The organism is Clostridium sp. AF12-41 (assembly GCF_003461685.1).
Lineage (GTDB): Bacteria > Bacillota > Clostridia > Lachnospirales > Lachnospiraceae > Otoolea > Otoolea fessa.
The window spans coordinates 24,643-47,734 of sequence record NZ_QTXO01000002.1 but is presented as its reverse complement, the minus strand read 5'-3'; the positions used below and the strand labels follow the sequence as shown (position 1 = coordinate 47,734).

Genomic DNA, 23,092 nt, shown 5'->3' with positions numbered 1-23,092 from the left:
ATGGACGAGATAGTTTAAAGGGTATCGATAAAATGTCAATTTATCGATACCCTTTTTCTGGTTCATGGAAAGGCATCAAGAAGGATCTTTTCTTATATAAATATCAAATCCCCTGCAATTCAAACGGCGGCGTGTATTCTTCTTTTGCGCTGCTTTTTTCCTGCATAAAGCCCTGTGTGAGTCCCAGCTCAATCGCGGCATCGACGACTTTCTGGTATTCGTAGCTTGTGATGCGACGGTTGATTTCCGGATATTTGCTGCTCTGGTAGAAGGGGGTGTACTGGCTCATAAGGCTTACCAGAAAATGCCCCTCCGGGAGGTTGTCGTGAATCCAGTGGAGCAGGCGGATGGAATCGTCTTTGTGTTTTGGAAGAACCATATGCCGCAGGATCACGCCGCGCTTCATGAGCTGGCAGGCCTGGCCATTTTCGGAGAAATCTTCCAATACCAGCGGACCGGTGTGCTTGATCATCCGTTTGACTGCTGCGGAGGCGACCGGAAAATAGTCCGGGGCGGCGGAATAGCGGGCGGACAGTTCGGAAGAGTAATATTTTAAATCCGGCAGCCAGATATCGATATAGGGAGCCAGCGCATCAACCGCCTCCAGCGTCTCATAACCGCCGCAGTTGTAGACGATCGGGATGAAAAGCTGCGGTTTGACCCGTTTTAAGACGGGCAGTAGCGACGGAAGGTACTGCGTCGGCGTCACCAGATTGATATTGTGCGCGCCCTGTGCCTGCAGTTCCAGAAAAATTTCCTCCAGGCGCGTTCCGGAAATATCTTTTCCAAAGCCTTCGCTGCTGATCTGGTAGTTCTGGCAGAAACAGCAGCGCAGCGTGCAGCCGGAAAAAAAGATGGTACCGCTTCCGTGCAGACCGCTGATACACGGTTCCTCCCACGGATGAAGCGCCGCGCGTGCCGCCCGGATACCGGCAGGGCTGTGACACCAGCCCTGTTTTTTGGTGCGGTTGATTTGACAATTTCGCGGACAGCAATGGCAGCTTTCGTAGGAATAGGCGGCTGGTTCAGAGAACTGGACAGGCGAGCCGGCACTTGAATTAGGGAGGGGAATATATGTGTTCATAGGTTTTGCTTCCTTTTTTTATAAGATTTTTTGTAAAGGTAATTCCTTCAAAGCTTTTTTACATAGTTCAAATCTGTGTTGAATCCGAAAAATCGATCGTTATAATGTATTTATTCTACTAAGAAAGATGAGCAGTGTCAAATGTGATTACATTTAATACGAAAGGGCTGGACTTTGCACTGACGGCACTGTTTGTAATGATTTTTACGGAACAGTGGATCGGACAGAAGCGCCATTGGTCGGCAGGGACAGTATTTTATATGATTCTGGTGCAGATGGTGTTTGTTTAGATGATGCGTGTTTTTGCCTCGCGTGCGTTGCCATCGGAAACAGTGTTTTTTGTTTCAGATCCGGGTTCCCCTAGGATCTGGTTGATACATTTCCAGGCATCTGTCAGCCGGTCGAGGTTCCAGGCGGCATTGGCAGGGCTGGTGGATGGCAGTTTGATTGCCTCAATGCCAGTCTGTTTACGGCAGAAGCGGTCGTACATTTTTCCAGACAGCCCGCCGTTTGTGTAAATCGCCTGGATGGAAGCGTGATCCAGGATAGAGGCGAGGTCGTTTGGAACAACATCGCGGATGGAACTGTCGCTGGATCCTTCGATGGAACAGCTATGGATGGTGTCCCAGACGGCGATGTGGTTCCGCAGCAGAAATTCCTTCTTTTCCTCGATGGAGGATGGAACGTCTTCCTTTCGCAGGCGTGCTAAGAGCTTCCAGAAACGATTCTGCGGGTGCCCGTAGAAAAAACAGCTTTCTCGGGATTTGACCGACGGAAAGGAACCGAGGATCAGGATGCGGGAGTCGGCGTCAAAAACAGGTGGGATTGGGTGGATGATGTGGGATGGCATGGTGGAATCTCCTTTTTGCGGATTATTGTTGTCAATTATAATAAATACGAAATCAATTTTCGACTTTGATCTGGCTTCATTTGGTACATGGACATGATACTCACGAACCCGCGCTATCGCGCTCTACCGCCCTGCTTCGCAGGGCGGTTCGTTCGTTAGTGGCGCAAGAAAAGAATATGTCTGCTTTACAGCCGCATTCTTTTCTTCTGCGCTTATTATACCATGACCACTAAATTCGTGAAACACCTCATTAAGTGGTCAGGTATATGTTCTCACTAGACTCGAAAATACCTCGTCAAGTGTTCACATTATATCATAGATCAAAAATGATAGAATGTTTTTTTGAAACTCCCTTTTTACAAAAGTGTGTCTGATGCATACTAACTCATAATTATACGAAACACCACACTTTTATTCGTTTTCTATTCATTTCCGGCTAATGGGTATTCATTTTTACTCTAAGTTATCATGCAATTTATTAGAATGGAATTTTTGAAAGAGCCAGCACCTTGAATGGGCTGACTCTTTCAATGTCACCTGTAATTGACAAACTGGAATTGTTCTACTTCTTTATCTTTTTAATATCCTGATACAGCCCATATCCCAGAAACAGGATTCCAATAATAAACGCAATACCAGCCGCTATTGCTAAAAAAGGACCTACATATTCAAGACCTGCTGCAAATAAAGTGGCATTCCACGAAGCTACTCCACTCATAAATATCGCAGCAGAAATATATCGTGCAGAAATTAAAACTGCTGACATGAAACAGAAAATAGCACCTACAATTTTGTTTTCCATTTAAATCACCTCCAAATTCCGATTGAGATTTCACCTGTTTTAAGAAATTTAATAACTGTTATATTTTATTATTAAATTCTTCGCACCCCCTTGAAAACACTGGATTTGTCGCAGGTGAGCTTTCCCTTATTATTTCCCTTGTGTTATATCGTCCCATCAGTGTTTATGCACTCTGATAAGGGCAAATACAAGGGCAAGAAAAATCTATAAGACAGTATAACACAAAATAAAAGTGACATGGTGAACTGATTGAAATGCTTCTTAATTTTTGCTACTACTGATTGATTAAATGATAAGGAGATGGGATACGATGAGAACAATATTTGCAGAATACAATCCACAGTGCAACAGCATTGATGTATATACTAATACGGGCTATATACTCCGTATTGATTGTTGGGAAGCAGAAAAAAATTTAAGAACCACACCTGGATCTGATTGTGCTTTGACATCGCTTGCAATCGATGAGCCATTAGAATATGCAAGGTTATATCTTGATGGGAATTTACAGATGTGGGTAGATGCTGAAGATTCATTAGAGTTATGATTATTCCAATCAAAATCTACTAGAATTTATTAAAAATTAGCTTCATAATTTTAAAAGGACAGCCCTATTGCTATGAGGCTGTCCTTAAAAATACAATAGATAAACCTAGATTATTCTTGCTACTATCTGATTGTTAAATTTTCTGTATTCCATATTGCAAATCTCCCTTTTCGCAATATTTTATTAGTATGAATGCCAGAATCGCTGAAAAAACACGTGCCAATACCGTACTCCACCATATCATAATCTGTCCACCAAATAAAGGTGGTAAAACAAGCATAAATATCAGCATCAATACTGGTTCAATGAATGTAAGAATGTATGACAATCCACTTTTTTCAGTAGCATAAAATCCAGCTGTCGCTATTCTGGTAATCGCAACAAATGGTAATGACACTAAAAATATAGGTACAATTTTAGAAATCTCAATACTTACTTCATAAGAAGCTCCGAAAACCCCTCCAATATTTGCTCTGTTTACATACATGATAATTCCACCACAAACAGCAAGAATTATTGCAAAAATGTATGCCATTCTCTGAACTCCTCTCAGGCTTTCTTGATCCTTCTCACCATAAAAACGGCTCATTAAAGGTTGACTTCCATCACCTACGCCCTGCAATATGAGATATATGATACAGATAATATAGGATACACATGCATAAGTTGCAATAGCTTTTTCTCCCCCATAAGAAGCGGAGAATCGGTTTATAAACACCAATGAAATATTAGGAGTCAATGCTAGCCCAAATGGTGCAAGACCTACTCTGAATATAGCGCCACACATTTCTTTTACATTTTTTAAGGATACATACACATAAAACTTTTTATTATATAATGCGTATATGATTGCAATTGCTGCAGTCACACCCTGTCCGGCTATTGTAGCTGTGGCTGCACCTTTCATGCCCATTTCATATATCCATACAAAGATAAAATCCAGAACAATATTGGTTATGAATCCACCAACCATCGCAAACATTGACCAGAAAGAGTTTCCATAATTTCTAATGAATGGCATCATTCCAGTTCCAAGAATCTGCAATATTGCTCCAAGTGCTATAATTTTGATATAATCTGTCGCATTTGTTAATATAATTCCATCTGCTCCAAGCAATCCTAAAATTTTAGACGAAAAGGAGTAAATAATTATGGTACTGATAACACTTACTATTACAAGAAGCCACCAGCTTGTAGCAATAAATTCTTCTGCCCGTTTTCCTTTCTTTTCTGCTGCATTAATTGAGTAATAAACAGCTCCTCCCATACCAATTCCTGTTCCAAGAGCCTGAATCAAAGCCTCAATCGGATATGCAATATTAATAGCCGAAAGTCCAGCATCTCCTATGGTATTGCCTACAAAATATCCATCCACTATCGCATATATTCCTGATAATGCAAATGCTATAATAGATGGAATAACATATTTAAAAAATAATGATTTATGATTCATTTTTCTTACAATCTCCTTCCTTGAAAAGTCTGATAAACAGCTCTGTATTATCATTAAGACTTTCTATATTCTCTAATCCCATTTTTTCGATTACATATATTTCTTTTGAGTGCAGTTTTTCTATGATATCTTTCGTATATTCCATTCCTGATTCTGTGAGGCATATCAGCTTATTTCTCTTGTCTGAATCATCAGATACCATATTGATGTATCCTTTTTTCTGAAAATCTTTTAGTATCGTATTTACCGTTTGCTTAGGTATATTCCATTTTTCACTTATCATTTTCTGCGTGCATCTTCCATTACTTTCATAAAATGAATACAAAGCAAAAACTCCATTTGAAGACAGTCCCTGATCCTTTGCCCATTCCTCATACATTGCTGTACATTCTTTCCATAAATCATAATATCGTTGCAACTGTATTATCATATTATTATCTTTTCTCATCTTTTTTCTCCTTAAATTAGTACGAATCCGGACTTTTATAGTATAGTCCGAGTTCGTACTAATTGTCAAGATTTATTTATATACTTTTTCTTTATATAAACAATCAATAGTCCCTTACTAAGGACAGGAAGATTATGAAATTTCCCTATCCTCTTTTAATAATATCCCCGCTCTTCTCGCCAGTCTTTTACATAACATCGAATTCCAATATAGACCACATATACAAGTAGTAACAGTACAATGAGGTTTATCGGAATGACAGATTTTATCCATTCGCCAAAGTAGATTACGATAGCTGTACTCATTATTGCCACCATAATGCTGATGATATCCCAACAATATTTCCGGTAGATTTTTCCTACCTGATAACCAATCCCGATTATCAGCCACCCGGTTATTACGAATAAAATTGCCATGACAGTACCGGCAATCAGCCAGTACACAATCCCGGAAAGAATACTGTTAGGTATTCCACTGCTTAACTGTCCGAAAGAGTCTGCACCTGTCACAAACTCCCGAAATAAACTTCCCATTCCTTTTCCTAACGCACCGAAAAAGACGATACAGTCGTTAAGGAAAACCGGCGAAAGAATCGCAGTAAACAGTGTTGTTGTTATGCTGTACCATGCCAGTAGAAACAAGATACTTTCATAACCAATCGTCATATTTTTATATTTCTTTTCTAACTGGCTTTTACGGCTATCGCATTTTTCTTTTGCTTTCCGGTAAGCAGTACGGTCACATTTTTCACATTTCTCATAAGGCACTTTTTTCTCAACAGCTACCTCTACCGTCTTTTGGTGTGTCTGTGCATAAAGTTTTTCCTGCTCTGCTTTTTCATACTTAAATTTCCATGCCACGGCTTCTGCGTCGGCTCTTTTCCTGCTGTCTGTCTCGCTGGTCAATCGTTCCTCTGTTTGCCTTAATCTTGTCCGCAATGCTTCGATATTCTCGGCTCTGTTTTCGCTGTTCAATTTCTCGTTCAAGGTCAGCGATTCGCTTAGCTGCCTGTTTAGTTCCTGGATTGTCTGGTCTTTCTGATCCAGTTCGTCCTGCATCTGTTCGGTCATCAGCAGAAGTTCTTCCACCTGCCCGACGTTCTCTAAGTTTCTGCATTCGCTCATCGATCTCCCTCGCTTTCTCTATCTGCTGTTTAAGGTCAGCAATTCGCTGTTCTGTTTCTGCAATAAGCTGTTCTCGTTGTTCAGCTTCTGCGTTAATTCCTGCCATTGCTGATTCTCGTTTTCCAACTGTTCGATTCTGGTTTTCTGTTGCTCGATCTGTGAGAGCAGTTCTTCTGTATCTGGCAAAAGATTTAGCAGCCTGGATAATTCGCTGTTTAAGCTTTTTAAACTCTGGTTCTGCTCCTGAAAAGACAGGAGCTGCCTGTCCCGTTCCTGCAATTCCTGTACCATCTCTGCCATAAGATTCTGCTGTTCCTCGATCTGGTTTATCATTGTCTCCATCATGGGAATGACTTCCCGGCTTTCTTCTAATGTCACGCAATCGCTCCTTCCATTGTGTTAATGCACTGGATACTTTTCCAAAAGAAATCTGTATTTTATCCAGCAGTGCATTTTGTCTTTTTATGATCTGGTTTTCCTCTACTTTCCATGAAGTAGAGGATGTCTGTCCGTTTTGAAATTTCTCGTCAATTTTTCTGGCATCTGCGCCCTCATGGATCGTCGGTATCTCTAATTTTCCCTGCCTTGCATAAGAACGGTGGTCAATGTGATTTTCCGTTTTCAAATGTGCATTACAGACGTTTGCCCATTCGCTCCGCCATAGCTCACAATTTTTCGGATTGTTCCACCCGGTAGCATCGGTTAATACACGTTTCCACTGTTTGCGGTTCCTTGTCCCGACTTTCTGGACTCCATTTTCATCAAGTACGGGGATTCGGATTCCATGACGGTCAGGGTTCTTTTTATCCTGCCACCAGTCCGGATGGGATTCATCCACCACAATATTTCCATTTTCATCTCTGACAAACTCCCAATCCTTGATTTCTTTGTTCCCCCATGAGTGGTCTGGATTGAATGGTCGCATCGTCACAAGTAAATGCACATGGGGATTTCCATCTCCTTTATCGTGGATACTCCAGTCCGCACACATTCCCTTATCTACAAAGGTCTTTTGAATATATTCAGTTGTATAATCAATCTGTTCCTGTCGGCTCCATTCTTTCGGAAGCGAAAATTCAAATGACCTGCCGAGTTGTGCATCCGAGGTCTTCTCAATCTTCAAAACTTCATTCCATAAACGCTGTTTCTGAAAAGTAAGTTTAAATTTTCCCAGTGCAGCATCTTTGTTATCTGCTCTTTTATATCGGGCAGATTTCTGAAACCGTCTGATATTTTCAGCAGGTACGTTCAGCCATTCCTGTGGTGCATTTTCACACATCAACAGGCTGGTATAAACGACTTCTTTTTTGGCAGTGTAGTAGCTGATCCTGCCTGTTTCTTCATTTTTCATCACATCACCATTGAGATACGCAGATGCTGATATGATGGATTTCCCTTTGCTGCGTCCAACAATCTTTACTGTATAATGAAAAATCGCCATGCTCCGTTTCCCCCTTTCTGCCGTATCCGGCTTTGATTTCCGGCAGGTAACGTTTTCCCAAAAAGAAAATGGTATCTGCCGGAACGCCCTCTGCGTAAGAGTGCCCTGTGCATAACAGCCTGCATGGAATGCGCCCCTCTGGCGAAGAGTGCCTCCTGCGGCATGAGCAGGTCTGGCTGAAAGCCCCGCCGACGGAACGAGCCCGGCAAGCATAAGCGCAGACCGGTTGCCACCTGTGGCAAACTTATACGGACGACCTCTGGTTGTCCATAAGTGCGCCCTTCATGAAAAAGCAATGAAGGGAATGGAAAATCCACTCCCTCCGGCATTACACTTCCTCCGTATTCGCAACTGGCTCTTTCTGCATTGCCTTTGAGAAGAATTTCCCATTTGCTTCCTGCCTTTTTAAGAAGCCGATCAGCTTTGGGATATCATCTTCCTCAATCGCAGAACCCAGCACCGATTCCACCGCACCACCAATCTGGCAGAGCCTGTGTGTCCGCTTTTTAGTTTCCACATCTTTCTGACGTTTCTTCAGTTCCCGTTTCTGTGCTGCATACTGTTTTGCTTTCTCAAGGCTTTCCTGTTCTTTCTTTTCCAACTGGAGCATACGCTCCTCATAACTCTTTGTTGATCTTGCCATAAATATCATCGTCCTTTCTTTTTCTTCCAAACATAAGTTTCCTGTTGTCTGTCAGACGAAGTACATGGTATAATCTGTTTGCGTGTAGGTATATCATGACTCCGGTCTGATAGAACCTTTGGCGGTTTCTTCGGGAACCGCTTTTTTAAGTTGAACCGTTTCTTGTGACTGCTTTCACATTTCCCTTATCCCTCAAGTCTCTGCCCTCGTTGGCTTCCATAAAAAGTTCCAGCATATCCGTTTTGATCAGGACTTTTCTCCCAACCTTTAATACCGGAAGTTTCTTCCATTCCACCAGTTTTCTCAGGGTGTTCCTGCCGATTCCCGTATAATCAGCAGCTTCTTCAATAGATAAGGCAATCTTTCTTTGTGTCATATGACCACCTCCTTTTAAATTGCATTATGCAATTTCATTTGTGCTGTCAGTATAGCGTGTTTATATTGCTTTGTCAAGCATTATGAAATTTCATTCGTTTTCTATAAATTGCATATTGCAATATATTTTGTTGCGTGGTATAGTAATGACATACCGAAAAAGGAGGCACATCAGCATGAAAGATAAAGAACTACGCAAGCTGATCGGCAGCAGGGCAAAACAGCGCCGTCTCGAATTAAATCTGACACAGCCTTATGTCGCAGAGAAGATGGGAGTTACCGCTTCCACAATCCTGCGTTATGAGAATGGTTCGATTGACAATACCAAAAAGATGGTACTGGAAGGCCTTTCGGAAGCACTTCATGTATCGATTGAATGGCTCAAAGGGGAAACCGATGAATATGAAACTGATATTACGGATAAGAAGGAATTGCAGATTCGTGATGTGATGGGCGATATTCTCAAACAGTTACCTCTTGATCTTAATAAAACAGAAGACGCTTTTTCTAAAGACTTACTGCTGTTAATGTTAAAGCAATATGAACTGTTTCTGGATTCGTTTCAGTTCGCCTGTAAAAATTACAAAGGCAGTACCAAAGATGCGGACATTGCCAAAGTAATGGGATTCGAATCGAAAGATGAATATAATGAGATTATGTTTCTCAGAGAGATCACACATACTGTCAACGCATTTAACGATATGGCAGATGTGATAAGGCTCTATTCAAAGAAACCGGAAGCAGCCGAACAAAGACTTGCCAATCTTTTATCCGAAGTTATGTATGAGGATTCTGAATCGGTATAGTAAGACAACCGGAGTTGTGATATACTTACACGCAAGAAGCATTTCAACAGTTCCGATTGTCTGATATCGAAAGGAGAAATACAATTATGGCAAAAGGATCTGTTAGAAAAAAAGGAAAAAAATGGTACTATCGCTTCTATGTAGAAGATGCAAGCGGTAAAATGGTTCAGAAAGAATATGCTGGAACCGAAAGTAAAAGTGAGACGGAAAAACTTCTCCGCAAAGCACTGGAAGATTACGAAAATAAGAAGTTTGTCGCAAAGGCAGACAGCCTTACGGTAGGAGAGCTTCTGGATATGTGGGCGGAAGAAGAACTGAAAACCGGGACACTCAGCAACGGCACAGTGGAAAATTATCTTGGTGCAATCCGCTGTATCAAAAAACACCCGATTGCAGACCGCAAACTGAAAACAGTTACTGCCGAACATTTACAGGCATTTCTTGATCTGCTTACATTCGGTGGTGAGTTTCCAGACGGGAAAGTAAGAAAGGGATACAGCAAAGATTATATCCATTCTTTTTCCGCAGTGTTACAGCAGTCATTCCGTTTTGCAGTATTTCCAAAACAACTAATCAGTTTCAATCCGATGCAATATATCAAACTGAAACGACAGGCAGAGGAAGTTGACCTCTTTTCCGATGATGAAGTGGAAGAAGGCACACAACCGATTTCGCATGATGATTACGAGCAACTTATCAAGTATCTGGAAAAGAAAAACCCACCTGCCATTCTACCGATTCAGATTGCGTATTATGCCGGGCTCCGTATCGGAGAAACCTGTGGTCTTACATGGCAGGACATTAACCTTGAGGAACAATGCCTGACCATAAAACGCAGTATCCGCTACGACGGCATGAAACACAAAAACATTATTGGACCAACGAAGCGGAAAAAAGTTAGGATTGTTGATTTTGGCGATACCCTGACTGAAATACTGAAAGCTGCCAGAAAGGAACAACTCAAAAACCGGATGCAGTATGGCGAATTATATCACCGCAATTACTACAAAGAAGTTCATGTGAAAAACAGAGTCTATTATGAATACTATCACCTTGACGGAACGCAGGAAGTCCCGGCAGATTACAAAGAAATCTCCTTTGTCTGCTTAAGACCGGATGGCTCTTTGGAACTGCCGAGTACACTCAGCATTGTATGCAGATCAGTGTCAAAGAAACTGGAAGGATTTGAAGATTTCCATTTCCACCAGTTACGTCACACCTACACCAGCAATCTGCTTTCCAATGGGGCTGCACCGAAAGATGTACAGGAACTGTTAGGACACTCTGATGTCAGTACCACAATGAATATTTACGCTCACTCAACAAGAAAAGCAAAACGGGATTCCGCAAGACTTCTTGATAAAGTAGTGAGCAATGCTTAACTAAAAATTTCCCTTATTTCCCTTGCGGATTCCGCATAAGGGCAAAGATAAGGGAAAATACATATCATTTCACTATCTAAGAGGCTGTAAGCCTTGAAAAATAAGGAAAGTTCAGGAAATCTCTCCACAAATTCCGATTTTTCGTTCTCTGTGACTTCCCAATAAACGGGAATTTATCGTTTTATTCTGGTATAAAACTCTTTTTCATCTTGGTGATGAATATAGGCCCCATTTTTAATCTGCACACGCAAAGATGCCATATTATCCCTATGAACAGACATATATATTTCGTCTTCTTTAATAATGTGCCAGGCTTTTTCGATTGTCAATCTCAACCCTTCCGAGGCGTATCCCTTGCCTCTGAATTCTTTCTTTATTCCATATCCTATATGGCCTCCTCCGTTTGCAAGTGCAGGAGTAAGGTAATGACGCACGCGAAATAATCCTACTATTTTCTCATCATCCCATAAGAAAAAATCCGTTTCTGGAACCCATCCATCAGCCAGATCAATTCCCTTTTCAGCATTAATATAACCAGGTAATATTTTTATTTCAAATTCCTTTCTTGAACATCCAGACGCAAAATTCGTAAATCCATTTTCATTGGAAGGGGTATTAGTAATAAATTCGTATTCCTTTTCAATATCTTCCAAATTAGCTGATTTTAAGTACAACATAAAAAGCTGCTTCCTCCTATTTTTCTCAAAGAGTTCGGTCAATTCCGATTTGTATAACAGTAGTCTAACACACGTTGTTTAAAAATACTACAGCCAAGCCAATGTCTGTAATTTGCCCTAAAATTTCATTTTATGGAATTTGGACTACTTGATTTTCTAATTGCATACGCAATTCGTGAAATGTATCATTATACTGTTGATACATCAGACACACAAATGTAAATAGGGACTTTTTAAAAAGCAATTTTTCGAATAACTGTGACGAGGTAACTGTATCGGGAAGAGATACACAGCGGATAGTTTTGATGGCATTTCATATATGCAGAGAAAACACCTATATTTTATAAGGAGTTCACAAGTTTTTAATATTTTCACTTCTTGATTTATAGGCAATCTGCCACTATAATGAATAAGAGTACGCAGAAATTTGCACGCTGACGGGGAAGAAAAGCGGGCATGAAGCCGGATGAGAAGCAGATGCGGCAGATTTAGAGGGCTTTTGAGTAACCTGATGTGACAGATTCCTGATGTACAGTGACACAGAATGGAGAAAGTGTATGGATAATAAGGGAAACCAGAATAAAAATGGAAAAAATCCCCGCGGTCAGAATTATGCAGTGCTGATCATGACGATGCTGTTTACGCTTCTCTGCGTGGCGATGATGCACAACCTCTGGCAGGGCAGCCGCACGCACAAGATGCCGTACAGCGAGTTTAATCAGATGCTTAAGGATCACGAGGTAGAATCGGTTGTGATTGGCAATGGAAAGATTCAGATCACGCCGAAGGAAGATTCGAAGAAATATGGCGGCAGCCAGGGCAAATACGGAAATCTGGTAGGAATGGAGTACTACACGATTCCGATCAACGATCCGGATTTGGAGAAGAAGCTGGATGAAGCTGGTGTTACGACCTATGAACAGGCAGAAGTGGACGCGACAGGCAGTATTATCATGCTTCTGCTTGAGTGGGTGCTTCCGATTGCAGCGATGTTCGTCATTTTCAATATGATGATGAAGCGCATGGGCGGCGGAGGCGGCATAATGGGTGTCGGCAAGAGCAATGCCAAAGTATATGTACAGAAAGAGACCGGTGTTACGTTCAAGGATGTGGCAGGCGAGGATGAGGCGAAGGAGTCTCTGACGGAGATTGTTGATTTCCTGCATAACCCGGGAAAATATACGAAGATTGGTGCGAAACTGCCGAAGGGTGCGTTGTTAGTCGGACCGCCAGGAACCGGTAAAACACTTCTTGCCAAGGCAGTAGCTGGAGAGGCGAAGGTTCCGTTTTTCTCTCTGTCCGGTTCAGATTTTGTGGAAATGTTTGTCGGCGTCGGCGCATCCCGTGTGCGTGACCTGTTCAAGCAGGCGCAGCAGTCGGCTCCGTGTATCATTTTCATCGATGAGGTGGATGCGATCGGTAAAAGCCGTGATTCCCGTCTGGGCGGCAACGATGAACGTGAGCAGACGTTAAACCAGCTCCTTTCGGAGATGGATGGATTTGATTCCTCCAAGGGTCTTTTAGTCATGGCGGCGACGAACCGCCCGGAGATTCTGGATCCGGCGCTGCTTCGTCCGGGACGTTTTGACCGCCGAATTATCGTGGATAAGCCGGATTTAAAGGGGCGTGTGCAGATTTTAAAGGTACATTCCAAGGATGTAAAACTGGATGAGACGGTTGATTTCGAGGAGATCGCGCTGGCGACATCCGGCGCTGTAGGTGCGGATCTTGCCAATATGATGAACGAGGCGGCGATCACAGCCGTTAAGAATGGCAGGAAAGCCGTTTCCCAGAAGGATTTATTTGAGGCAGTTGAGCTGGTTCTGGTTGGCAAAGAGAAGAAAGACCGCATCCTGAGCCAGGAAGAGCGCCAGATTGTTTCGTATCATGAGGTGGGTCATGCGCTGGTCAGCGCCCTGCAGAAGGACTCGGAGCCGGTACAGAAGATCACGATTGTGCCGCGTACCATGGGTGCGCTTGGCTATGTCATGCAGGTGCCTGAGGAAGAGAAGTACTTAAATACCGAGAAGGAAATCCGCGCGATGCTGGTCGGCTTTTTAGGCGGACGTGCGGCTGAGGAGATCGTTTTTGATACGGTAACGACAGGTGCGTCAAATGATATTGAAAAAGCAACCCGGATCGCGCGTGCGATGGTAACCCAGTACGGTATGTCCAAGAAGTTTGGTCTGATGGGACTGGAAAGCCAGGAAAATCAGTACCTGAACGGGAGAACCGTCCTGAATTGCAGTGATATGACGGCGGCAGAGATTGACCAGGAAGTCATGCATATTCTGAAGGTTTCTTATGAGGAGGCGAAACGCCTGCTGAGTGAAAACCGCGAGGCGCTTGATAAGATTGCGGCGTTCCTGATTGAGAAAGAGACGATCACCGGTAAAGAGTTCATGAAGATTTTCCATGAGGTAAAGGGAATCCCGGAGCTGGAGGAAAAGAAACAGGAAGGCGAGGACCGGATTGAGATGCCGGAGGCTGCGAAGACAGGCGATGAGGTTCAGCCGGTAAAGACTGCGGAGGAAACGAACGCGGAAAACTCACAGAACCAGCAGAAGCTGGAAGGAAAACCGGCGGATGAAGCACCGGCGGACGAAACACCGGAATCGGCAGAAGCTGTAGCAGCAGAGAGTCCAAATGAGGATGAGATGCGCGGTGGAAGCTCGTTCGACCGGAAATAAAAGTGATGTATAGCATAAAAGAAATATTTATACAGTAAATAGAACGGCTGTATTTCAGCAATGTGAATCCATATATTGAAAAATCTATGAGTTCTGTTTTGCTGAGATACAGCCGTTATTTATATAGGATTATATCAATTACTGGTACAGGCGGTTGTGCTCATATACCGGCTCGGAGGTCAGTTCGATGCCGAGACGTTTGAAGGTCTTGATATCAACCTCCGACAGCATGACGGAGGTGTGAACCTGGCAGCCGCGCAGTTTTTCGAGCTGTTCCAGGGCGATCTGTGCGTGTTTGTTGGTAGCGGCGCACATGGACAGCGCGATCAGAACTTCATCGGTGTGGAGACGCGGGTTGCGGCTTCCGAGGTACTCGACTTTCAGCTTCTGGATCGGCTCGATCGCGATCGGGGAGATCAGGTGCTCATCGTGCGGAATATTGCCAAGTACCTTGACAGCATTCAGAAGCAGGGCAGCGGAAGCGCCGAGCAGGTTGGTTGTCTTTCCGGTGGCGATGGTTCCGTCCGGAAGTTCGATGGCAGCAGCCGGAGCACCGGTTTCTTCGGCGCGTTTCAGGGCAGCCGGAACAACCTTGCGCATATCGGTGGTCAGTTTTGCCTGCTTCATCAGAAGTTCGATCTTATAAACTTCCTCTTTGCCGACATCCTCTTTGACAACGCGGTTTAATGCCTGATAGTAGCGGCGCAGGATTTCCTGACGGGATGCCTCGCAGCAGGCTTCGTCGTCAATGATGCAGTTTCCTGCCATGTTGACGCCCATATCAGTCGGGGATTTGTACGGGTTCTCGCCGTAGATTCCCTCGAAAATAGCGCTCAGAACCGGGAAAATCTCGATGTCACGGTTGTAGTTGACCGTTGTTACACCATAAGCCTCCAGATGGAACGGATCGATCATGTTGACATCGTTTAAGTCAGCGGTCGCTGCCTCGTATGCCAGGTTGACCGGGTGCTTTAACGGGATATTCCAGATCGGGAAGGTCTCAAATTTGGCATATCCAGCCTTGACGCCGCGTTTGTTCTCGTGGTAGAGCTGGGAAAGGCAGGTTGCCATTTTTCCGCTTCCCGGTCCCGGCGCGGTGACAACAACGAGTGGACGTTTGGTTTCAATGTAATCATTTTTACCATAACCTTCATCGCTGACGATCAGCGGAACATTGCCCGGATAACCGTCGATGGTGTAGTGGCGGTAAACCTTGATGCCCATGGATTCGAGCTTGTGTTTGAAGACATCCGCAGTGTTCTGCCCGGAATAGTGGGTGATTACAACGCTTCCAACATAGAGTCCCTTGTCGGTAAAGGATTGAATCAGACGGAGTACGTCTACGTCGTAAGTAATGCCAAGGTCGGAACGTACTTTGTTTTTCTCGATATCCGCAGCACTGATGACGATGACGATCTCTGCCTGATCCGCTAACTGCAGAAGCATCCGCAGCTTGCTGTCAGGTGCAAAGCCCGGAAGAACCCGGGATGCGTGGTAGTCATCGAACAGTTTTCCGCCAAATTCGAGGTAGAGCTTATCACCGAACTGGTTGATACGCTCACGGATATGTTCCGACTGCATTTTCAGGTATTTGTTGTTGTCAAAACCGATTTTCATCTAATCCTCCGTTCTTAGTTTCGTCCCGCACAGAATACCGGTATCGCGGTGGGGGCAGATGCCGGTTTCCATCTGGTGGGATGAAAATCATATGTTTGTATGGATGATTGCGCCGCCAGGTCACAGTCCATGTCCGGCACAGACTGCCATTCGCAGTTGTTTATGTCGATGCTCTTTGTGTGAAATGAACGCAGCACAGCAGACCGCAAAGAATCACAATTAGTTCTATTATCCTACAAAAAAGTCTATTTGAGTAGAGGGAAAATAAAAAAAATTTAAAATCGGAAAAATGACGGATTTGGTTTTCGGAAATGTAATATTTTCTGGCGAAAATTTTTGTGTACAGGCGATGGGGATGGAGGAAAGAAAATCTGGATGTAAATTGATAAAAAACAGAAAAGGGCATACAAAATGTGATATAATGAGCGCAGAAGAAAAGAATGCGGCTGCGAAGCAGACATATTCTTTTCTTGCGCCATTAACGAACGAACAGCCATGCGAAGCAGGGCGGTGGAGCGCGATAGCGCGGATTCGTGAGTGGACGGGTGAGAATACGTTCTTATGATATAATGAGCGCAAGTGAGCCAGAAAGCTGCTTGCAGATTTAAGGCGAACGGCGAATCGTGATATAATGTGAACACTTAGCGAGATGTTTTAAGGAGGTATCAGCATTCATGCGGGAAATTCCAAAGCCGGGCGAGCGGTACCGGCATTTTAAAAATAAAGAATATCAGATTCTGGCGGTGGCGACCCACTCGGAAACGGGGGAAAAGATGGTTGTCTATCAGGCGCTCTATGGAGAATATGGCGTCTGGGTTAGACCGCTTTCTATGTTTATGGAAGAGGTAGATCGGGTAAAATATCCGGAGGCGGCGCAGAGATACCGGTTTGAGCGGATTGCGGCGGGTCCGTGGGAAAATTCGAAACAGCAGGAAATAAGGACAACCAGAACGACTCATGTCGTAAATGAAGGTGTACGCCGTTCGAAAATGGCTGACGCAGCCACTCATTCCTGGGACACACCGCAGGAGGAACCGGAACTGCATCCGCTTGTGGCAGAATTTCTAGATCAGGAAACGACCGAGGGCAGGCTGGAAGTGCTCCAGAGAATGAGCGGCAAGGTAGCTAAGCGGGATCTCGACAGTCTCTGCTTCTGTCTGGATATGAATCCGGTCGGTGGAAGCGTGGAGGAAGAGCTGGACGCGATCCGTCAGTGCATCCGGATGCAGCAGAGGTACGATGCACCGCGTCTGCGGTATGGAAAGTGAGCGGCTGTCTGGCAGAAGAGTCTGGGTAACTGTTCACGGGTAGGCACTTTTGGAACCGAAAGTGCCGTAAGAAAACGTGGTGGCAGCAGATTAGAAAACAGGATGGTTTGAGATGTTTCAAATAGAAGAAGAACTGAAAAAACTGCCGGGGCAGCCGGGTGTTTATATTATGCACGATGCGAAGGACGCGATTATCTATGTCGGCAAGGCGATCAGCCTGAAAAACCGAGTCCGTCAATATTTCCAGAGCAGCCGGGATAAGACGGCGAAGATCAAGCAGATGGTCTCGAAGATAGCACGTTTTGAGTATATCGTGACGGATTCGGAGCTGGAAGCGCTGGTGCTGGAGTGCAACCTGATCAAAGAGCACCGCCCACGCTACAATACGATGCTCAAGGATGACAAGACGTACCCGTACATCAAGGTGACGGCTTCGGAGGAGTACCCGCGGATCTTGTTTTCACGCCAGATGAAAAAGGATAAAAATAAGTATTTTGGTCCTTTTACGAGCGCGGGAGCAGTCAAAGACACAATCGAGCTGATTCGGAAGATATACCGGATCCGGGCGTGCAGCCGGAAGTTGCCGCAGGATATGGGAAAGGACCGTCCGTGCCTTTATTACCATATTCACCAGTGCGACGCGCCATGTCAGGGGTATATTTCACAGGCAGATTATCAGAAATCGGTGAAGCAGGCGGTCGGGTTTTTAAATGGACAGTATGAGCCGGTCATGAAATATCTGGAAGAAAAGATGAGGACGGCGTCCGAGACGATGGAGTTTGAGAAGGCGATTGAGTACCGGGATCTGCTTGACAGTGTCAGAAAGGTGGCGCAGAAGCAGAAGATTACGAGCCAGAGCATGGAAGATCGGGATATTATCGCGATGGCGAAGGATGAGCGCGATGCGGTTGTGCAGGTGTTCTTCGTGCGCGATGGCAAGCTTATTGGGCGGGAACATTTCCATATGAATCTGACCGGCTCGGAGAGCAAGGCAGAAATCTTAAACAGCTTCGTCAAACAGTTTTACGCGGGAACGCCGTTTGTGCCGCATGAGATCTGGGTGCAGGAGGAGTTAGAGGACGCGGAGGTTATCGCCAGCTTTCTGACGGCGCGCCGGGGACAGAAGGTGCGCTTTGTCGTGCCAAAGATGGGCGAGAAAGAGCGGCTGGTCGAGCTGGCGGAGAAGAATGCGAAGATGGTGCTCTCCCAGGATAAGGAGAAGATCAAGCGCGAGGAGCTCCGGACGATCGGGGCGATGAATCAGATTGGATCGTGGATCGGGCTTTCGGGAATCAAGCGGGTAGAAGCCTACGATATTTCCAATATCAGCGGTTTTGAGTCGGTCGGTTCGATGATTGTCTACGAAAATGGACGTCCGAAACGCAATGATTACCGCAAATTCCGTATCCGGACGGTTCAGGGACCGAACGACTACGCTTCGATGCGCGAGGTGCTGCTGCGGCGGTTTTCCCATGGTCTGGAGGAGACGAAGAAACTGCAAGCCGAGGGCGGCGATCTGGCGATGGGAAGTTTTACGCGTTTTCCAGATCTGCTGATGATGGATGGCGGACGCGGACAGGTTAATATCGCGCTGGAGGTATTAAGAGAGCTTCAGCTGGAAATCCCGGTCTGTGGCATGGTAAAGGATGATAACCACCGGACGAGGGGATTGTATTATCAGAATGTGGAAATTCCAATCGATCGCCATTCGGAAGGATTTCAGCTGATCACCCGGATTCAGGACGAGGCGCACCGGTTTGCGATCGAGTACCACCGGAGTCTTAGGGGCAAGGAGCAGGTGCGCTCCGTGCTGGATGATATCAAGGGCATCGGACCAGCGCGCCGTAAGTCTCTGATGCGGACGTTCAAGACAATCGAAGCAGTCCGGGAGGCGAGCGTGGAGGAGCTGGAAGCTGCGCCACAGATGAACCGGGCAGCCGCCGAGGCAGTCTATATATTTTTCCGTGATGACAAGCAGGGGAAGATGTGATAGGATGTAGACAATAGTAAAAATAAAAGGAGACAAAAGTATGGGTGGAGTGACGATAACAGAATTGATCGATAAGATGGGGCTTCGCAATATGACGCCGGAGCTGGAGACGGACAATGTTATGCTGGTGCATGCGGATGTGAACCGTCCGGCATTGCAGCTGACTGGATTTTTCGACCATTTTGACAAGGACCGTGTGCAGATCATCGGTTATGTGGAAAATGCGTACATCTCGACCCTGACTCCGCAGCGCCGCCGGGAAATGTTTGACAAACTGCTGTCTTCGGGTATACCATGTCTGGTATATAGCCGCGGCATGGCACCGGAGGAGGAAGTACTGGAGCTGTGTAACCATTATGGGGTTCCGTGCATGGTATCGGAGAAGACGACTTCGGATCTGATGGCGGAGATCATCCGCTGGCTGAACGTCAAGATGGCGCCGATGATCAGCATTCACGGCGTACTGGTCGATGTATTTGGCGAGGGTGTCCTGATTATGGGCGAGAGCGGTATCGGCAAGAGTGAGGCAGCGCTGGAACTGATTAAGCGCGGTCACCGTCTCGTCAGCGATGATGTGGTCGAGATCCGCCGCGTCAGCGATGAAACCCTGATCGGTTCGGCACCGGATATTACCCGTCATTTCATCGAGCTTCGCGGTATCGGCATTATCGATGTCAAGACGCTGTTCGGTGTAGAGAGCGTAAAGGATACACAGTCGATTGACATGGTAATCAAGCTGGAAGAGTGGGATAAGGACAAGGAGTATGACCGCCTTGGCATGGAAGATCAGTATACCGAGTTTCTTGGCAACAAGATTGTATGCCATTCAATTCCGATCCGTCCGGGACGTAACCTGGCAATCATCGTAGAGTCGGCGGCGGTCAACTATCGTACCAAGAAGATGGGATATAATGCGGCGAAAGAACTGTACAAGCGGGTACAGGCGAACCTAGCAAGAAGAGATTAATGGAACGCTTCACGCAGTCTGATTCGTGTGATTTAGTGCGTAAAGCCTGACTTGCAAGGGATGGAGCCGTTATGAAATGAATAAAGGAAAATAGATATGTCTAATTTTTATCAGAAACTTTGTGATGCCATCGGCGCTGCTTCCGTGCGGGAGCAGGAGCCGATGAGCGCACATACGACCTTTCGGGCTGGTGGACCAGCCCGCTATTTTGTGATCCCGGAGGGCGAAAAAGAGCTGGCGGCAGTGCTGGCGGCGTGCCGGGAGGCAGAGAAAGCGTATTACATATTAGGAAATGGAAGCAATCTGCTTGTCAGTGATGCGGGCTATCCGGGCGTGATGATCCTTCTGGGAAGCCAGTTTACAGAGGTGGTCTGTCCGGAGGGAGAACCGGGCGTCTATGAGCTGGGCGCCGGTGTGCTGCTTTCGCGTGCCGCCAGGGAGGCGCAGAAAGATGGAATGACCGGATTTGAGTTTGCAGCCGGGATTCCTGGAACCGTGGGCGGCGCGGCGGTCATGAATGCGGGCGCTTACGGCGGAGAATTAAAGGATGTGCTGGAATCTGTGCGCGTGATGACGCCGGACGGCGAGGTAAAAGAGCTTAAAACGGAAGAACTGGATCTGGGTTACCGCCACAGCTGCATCCCGGAGCGCGGATATATCGTTTTATCGGCGCGGATCCGTCTGGAGAAAGGTGATCCGGAAGCGATCCGGGTGCGGATGGATGAACTGGCAGCCAAACGGCGGGAAAAACAGCCGCTGGAATATCCGAGTGCCGGAAGCACCTTTAAGCGCCCTGAGGGCTATTTCGCCGGAAAATTGATCGAAGATGCCGGACTTCGCGGCTATCAGGAGGGCGGCGCACAGGTGTCGGAGAAACACTGTGGTTTCGTTATCAACCGCGACCATGCGACGGCTTCGGACATCGCGGGGCTGTGTGGGACGGTGCAGAAGCGCGTGTATGAGCAGTTTGGGGTGAAACTGGAGACGGAAGTAAAGATGCTGGGCTTTTAAGATATAGATATATAGAGTATGGAAAAGGGAGGAACAATATGCGGCTTGTGATCGTAACCGGTATGTCGGGAGCCGGAAAGACGGCGGCACTGAAAATGCTGGAGGACATGGGATTTTACTGTGTTGACAATCTCCCGATCCCGCTGGTGGGAAAATTTGCGGAGCTGGTGCAGAGCAGCAGCGGGGAGGTAAGCTGTGCAGCGTTGGGAATCGATGTCCGCAGCGGCGACGAGCTGGCACAGCTGGAGGGAACGCTGAATGATTGGAATAACATCCAGTTTCCGTATGAGATCCTGTTTCTGGATGCCAGCGATGAGGTGCTGATCAAGCGATATAAGGAAACGCGCCGTTCCCATCCGCTGGCAGGAAAAGAGCGGCTGGACCGCGGTATTGCGAAAGAGCGCCTGAAACTCGATTTCCTGAAAAAGCGGGCGGACTATATTCTGGACACCAGCACGCTTCTGACGCGGGAGCTCAAGGCGGAACTGGAACGGATTTTCATGGGGCGCGAGCGCTTTTCCAGCCTCTTTGTGACGATCTTAAGTTTTGGCTTTAAATATGGGATTCCGTCGGACGCGGATCTCGTGTTTGACGTCCGTTTTCTGCCGAATCCTTATTATGATGAGAATTTAAGAAGCCATACCGGCAATGAGAAGGCGGTGCAGGACTTTGTGCGCCGCGGCGGGACGGCAGACGTATTTTTGGATAAACTCTATGACATGATTGACTTCCTGTTTCCGTACTATGTAAAAGAAGGAAAGAATCAGCTTGTCATAGCCGTCGGATGTACCGGTGGAAAGCACCGTTCGGTTACGGTGGCGAACCGGCTCTATGAGCGCCTCAAGGAGCACTCGGAAATAGGGCTTAAACTGGAACATCGGGACATAGAGATGGATAACCGGACAAAAGGGTAAACGGAGGTAGAGGACTTTGTCATTTTCAGCCCGGGTAAAGGAAGAGCTGTCGCATCAGCTGAGCAAGGCGAGGCACTGCCAGATTGCAGAGCTGGCGGCGATTTTGAGCCTTTGCGGCAAGATTCATATCGATGAAGAGGATCATTTCAGCATACGGATCCACACGGAAAACGTAGCGGTTGCACGAAAATACTTTACATTATTGAAAAATACATTTAATATTAAGGCGGACATTTCGATCCGGCGCAATGCATTTTTAAAAAAGAGCCGTTCTTATACGCTTCTGGTGCGCGATCACGAAAATGCACTCCGGGTGCTGGAGGCGGTCAAGATGGTGGATGCGCAGGGAAATGTCGGGGAAAACCTTTCGGTGGTGCGGAATCTGGTGATTCAGAATGCGTGCTGCAAGAAGGCATTTATCCGGGGCGCTTTTCTGGCAGCCGGATCCTTAAGCGATCCGGAGAAATTTTATCATTTTGAGATCGTATGCGCGTCGCTTGAAAAAGCGGTGCAGCTTCAGAATGTGATTCTGACATTCGACATCGATGCGAAAATAGTTGTCAGAAAGAAGTATTATGTGGTATATATAAAAGAAGGCAGTCAGATTGTGGAACTTCTGGGGCTGATGGAAGCGCATGTGGCATTGATGGAGTTGGAAAATATCCGGATCCTGAAAGAAATGCGAAACAGCGTCAACCGTCAGGTCAACTGCGAGACTGCCAATATCAATAAGACTGTTTCGGCGGCAGTCAAGCAGCTTGCGGATATCACATACATCCGTGATACGGTCGGGCTGGATTACTTGCCGGAGCTTCTTTCAGAGGTAGCACAGGTTCGTCTGGAGATGCCAGATGCAACCTTGAAGGAATTGGGGGAGAATCTGAGCCATCCGGTTGGAAAATCGGGAGTCAATCACAGGCTCAGAAAGATAAGTGCAGTAGCTGAAAGCCTCCGCGAAGAGCGGGGCGAGTAAAGTTAGGTTATTGTTCACAGGCAGGAATTT

General features: G+C 45.9%; 23 protein-coding genes. 11 read left to right on the top strand and 12 right to left on the bottom strand.

From position 1 onward, the window contains the following. Nucleotides 1-103 precede the first annotated feature (103 nt). Nucleotides 104-1,084 (bottom strand): radical SAM protein, encoded by a 981-nt coding sequence (locus tag DWV73_RS03780; RefSeq protein ID WP_117795868.1) that lies wholly within the window; start codon nucleotides 1,082-1,084, stop codon nucleotides 104-106. Between the two features lie 143 nt (nucleotides 1,085-1,227). Between DWV73_RS03780 and DWV73_RS12950 the strand changes: the two genes are divergently transcribed. Then, entirely contained in the window at nucleotides 1,228-1,374 is a 147-nt protein-coding gene (locus DWV73_RS12950; RefSeq protein ID WP_242995730.1) for a hypothetical protein, read from the top strand. Here the strand turns inward: DWV73_RS12950 and DWV73_RS03770 are convergent. After that, nucleotides 1,371-1,934 carry a DNA-deoxyinosine glycosylase gene (locus tag DWV73_RS03770; RefSeq protein ID WP_107001056.1) on the bottom strand — a complete coding sequence of 188 codons (564 nt, stop codon included), beginning with the start codon at nucleotides 1,932-1,934 and terminating at the stop codon, nucleotides 1,371-1,373. The two genes, DWV73_RS12950 and DWV73_RS03770, sit on opposite strands and share 4 nt — an antisense overlap. Before the next feature lie 562 nt (nucleotides 1,935-2,496). Continuing rightward, nucleotides 2,497-2,736 carry a hypothetical protein gene (locus DWV73_RS03765; protein ID WP_107001055.1) on the bottom strand — a complete coding sequence of 80 codons (240 nt, stop codon included), beginning with the start codon at nucleotides 2,734-2,736 and terminating at the stop codon, nucleotides 2,497-2,499. A gap of 310 nt (nucleotides 2,737-3,046) precedes the next feature. Here DWV73_RS03765 and DWV73_RS03760 point away from each other — a divergent pair, with 310 nt between their 5' ends. Next, nucleotides 3,047-3,283, top strand: coding sequence for a DUF6061 family protein (locus tag DWV73_RS03760; RefSeq protein ID WP_002578301.1), 237 nt, complete (start codon nucleotides 3,047-3,049; stop codon nucleotides 3,281-3,283). A 133-nt stretch (nucleotides 3,284-3,416) separates the two neighbouring features. On the opposite strand, the gene DWV73_RS03755 is transcribed toward DWV73_RS03760, so the two are convergent. The 7 genes from DWV73_RS03755 to DWV73_RS03725 all read right to left on the bottom strand — a co-directional run bounded on the left by DWV73_RS03755 (nucleotide 3,417) and on the right by DWV73_RS03725 (nucleotide 8,768). Continuing rightward, complete coding sequence (locus DWV73_RS03755; protein WP_002595210.1) at nucleotides 3,417-4,736, bottom strand: MATE family efflux transporter; 1,320 nt, start codon at nucleotides 4,734-4,736, stop codon at nucleotides 3,417-3,419. Then, nucleotides 4,726-5,184 (bottom strand): MarR family transcriptional regulator, encoded by a 459-nt coding sequence (locus tag DWV73_RS03750; RefSeq protein WP_117471157.1) that lies wholly within the window; start codon nucleotides 5,182-5,184, stop codon nucleotides 4,726-4,728. Before DWV73_RS03750 ends, DWV73_RS03755 begins: the two co-directional genes overlap by 11 nt. Nucleotides 5,185-5,339: 155 nt before the next feature. Then, nucleotides 5,340-6,044, bottom strand: a complete 705-nt coding sequence (locus tag DWV73_RS03745) for a DUF6040 family protein (protein ID WP_117795866.1) — start codon at nucleotides 6,042-6,044, stop codon at nucleotides 5,340-5,342. Continuing rightward, nucleotides 6,028-7,749 (bottom strand): MobA/MobL family protein, encoded by a 1,722-nt coding sequence (locus DWV73_RS03740; protein WP_009243741.1) that lies wholly within the window; start codon nucleotides 7,747-7,749, stop codon nucleotides 6,028-6,030. The genes DWV73_RS03745 and DWV73_RS03740 overlap by 17 nt, the downstream gene beginning before the upstream one ends. After that, nucleotides 7,725-8,078: a hypothetical protein gene (locus DWV73_RS13135; RefSeq protein WP_009243740.1), complete on the bottom strand. Its 354-nt coding sequence runs from the start codon at nucleotides 8,076-8,078 to the stop codon at nucleotides 7,725-7,727. Before DWV73_RS13135 ends, DWV73_RS03740 begins: the two co-directional genes overlap by 25 nt. Beyond that, nucleotides 8,078-8,392, bottom strand: a complete 315-nt coding sequence (locus tag DWV73_RS03730) for a DUF3847 domain-containing protein (RefSeq protein ID WP_002578306.1) — start codon at nucleotides 8,390-8,392, stop codon at nucleotides 8,078-8,080. The genes DWV73_RS13135 and DWV73_RS03730 overlap by 1 nt, the downstream gene beginning before the upstream one ends. 145 nt (nucleotides 8,393-8,537) lie before the next feature. Beyond that, complete coding sequence (locus tag DWV73_RS03725; RefSeq protein WP_002578307.1) at nucleotides 8,538-8,768, bottom strand: helix-turn-helix domain-containing protein; 231 nt, start codon at nucleotides 8,766-8,768, stop codon at nucleotides 8,538-8,540. A gap of 175 nt (nucleotides 8,769-8,943) precedes the next feature. Here DWV73_RS03725 and DWV73_RS03720 point away from each other — a divergent pair, with 175 nt between their 5' ends. Beyond that, nucleotides 8,944-9,573: a helix-turn-helix transcriptional regulator gene (locus DWV73_RS03720; RefSeq protein WP_117347817.1), complete on the top strand. Its 630-nt coding sequence runs from the start codon at nucleotides 8,944-8,946 to the stop codon at nucleotides 9,571-9,573. 86 nt (nucleotides 9,574-9,659) lie between these two features. After that, entirely contained in the window at nucleotides 9,660-10,955 is a 1,296-nt protein-coding gene (locus DWV73_RS03715) for a tyrosine-type recombinase/integrase (protein WP_117347818.1), read from the top strand. Nucleotides 10,956-11,128: 173 nt separating this feature from the next. Here the strand turns inward: DWV73_RS03715 and DWV73_RS03710 are convergent, their stop codons facing one another. Next, nucleotides 11,129-11,632 carry a GNAT family N-acetyltransferase gene (locus DWV73_RS03710; protein WP_107001054.1) on the bottom strand — a complete coding sequence of 168 codons (504 nt, stop codon included), beginning with the start codon at nucleotides 11,630-11,632 and terminating at the stop codon, nucleotides 11,129-11,131. Between the two features lie 557 nt (nucleotides 11,633-12,189). Between DWV73_RS03710 and ftsH the strand changes: the two genes are divergently transcribed. Beyond that, the gene (ftsH, locus tag DWV73_RS03705) at nucleotides 12,190-14,322 is read left to right on the top strand and encodes an ATP-dependent zinc metalloprotease FtsH (protein ID WP_117795864.1); all 2,133 of its coding nucleotides are present in this window, start codon (nucleotides 12,190-12,192) and stop codon (nucleotides 14,320-14,322) included. A 138-nt stretch (nucleotides 14,323-14,460) separates the two neighbouring features. Here the strand turns inward: ftsH and DWV73_RS03700 are convergent, their stop codons facing one another. Beyond that, a complete protein-coding gene (locus DWV73_RS03700; protein WP_022359314.1) occupies nucleotides 14,461-15,939 on the bottom strand; it encodes a DUF1846 domain-containing protein in 1,479 nt (492 codons plus the stop codon). Nucleotides 15,940-16,613: 674 nt separating this feature from the next. Here DWV73_RS03700 and DWV73_RS03690 point away from each other — a divergent pair. From DWV73_RS03690 to whiA, 6 genes are all read left to right on the top strand, one after another. Next, nucleotides 16,614-17,207: a DUF1653 domain-containing protein gene (locus tag DWV73_RS03690; RefSeq protein ID WP_117795860.1), complete on the top strand. Its 594-nt coding sequence runs from the start codon at nucleotides 16,614-16,616 to the stop codon at nucleotides 17,205-17,207. 112 nt (nucleotides 17,208-17,319) lie between these two features. Then, nucleotides 17,320-19,197, top strand: coding sequence for an excinuclease ABC subunit UvrC (gene uvrC / locus DWV73_RS03685; RefSeq protein ID WP_117795858.1), 1,878 nt, complete (start codon nucleotides 17,320-17,322; stop codon nucleotides 19,195-19,197). Nucleotides 19,198-19,237: 40 nt separating this feature from the next. Continuing rightward, nucleotides 19,238-20,164, top strand: coding sequence for an HPr(Ser) kinase/phosphatase (gene hprK / locus DWV73_RS03680; RefSeq protein WP_022359298.1), 927 nt, complete (start codon nucleotides 19,238-19,240; stop codon nucleotides 20,162-20,164). Nucleotides 20,165-20,260: 96 nt separating this feature from the next. Then, a complete protein-coding gene (murB, locus tag DWV73_RS03675) occupies nucleotides 20,261-21,175 on the top strand; it encodes a UDP-N-acetylmuramate dehydrogenase (RefSeq protein WP_117795856.1) in 915 nt (304 codons plus the stop codon). A 38-nt stretch (nucleotides 21,176-21,213) separates the two neighbouring features. Further along, entirely contained in the window at nucleotides 21,214-22,089 is an 876-nt protein-coding gene (gene rapZ, locus DWV73_RS03670; RefSeq protein WP_022359300.1) for an RNase adapter RapZ, read from the top strand. Between the two features lie 16 nt (nucleotides 22,090-22,105). Then, nucleotides 22,106-23,062: a DNA-binding protein WhiA gene (gene whiA, locus DWV73_RS03665; protein WP_022359301.1), complete on the top strand. Its 957-nt coding sequence runs from the start codon at nucleotides 22,106-22,108 to the stop codon at nucleotides 23,060-23,062. Nucleotides 23,063-23,092 lie beyond the last annotated feature (30 nt).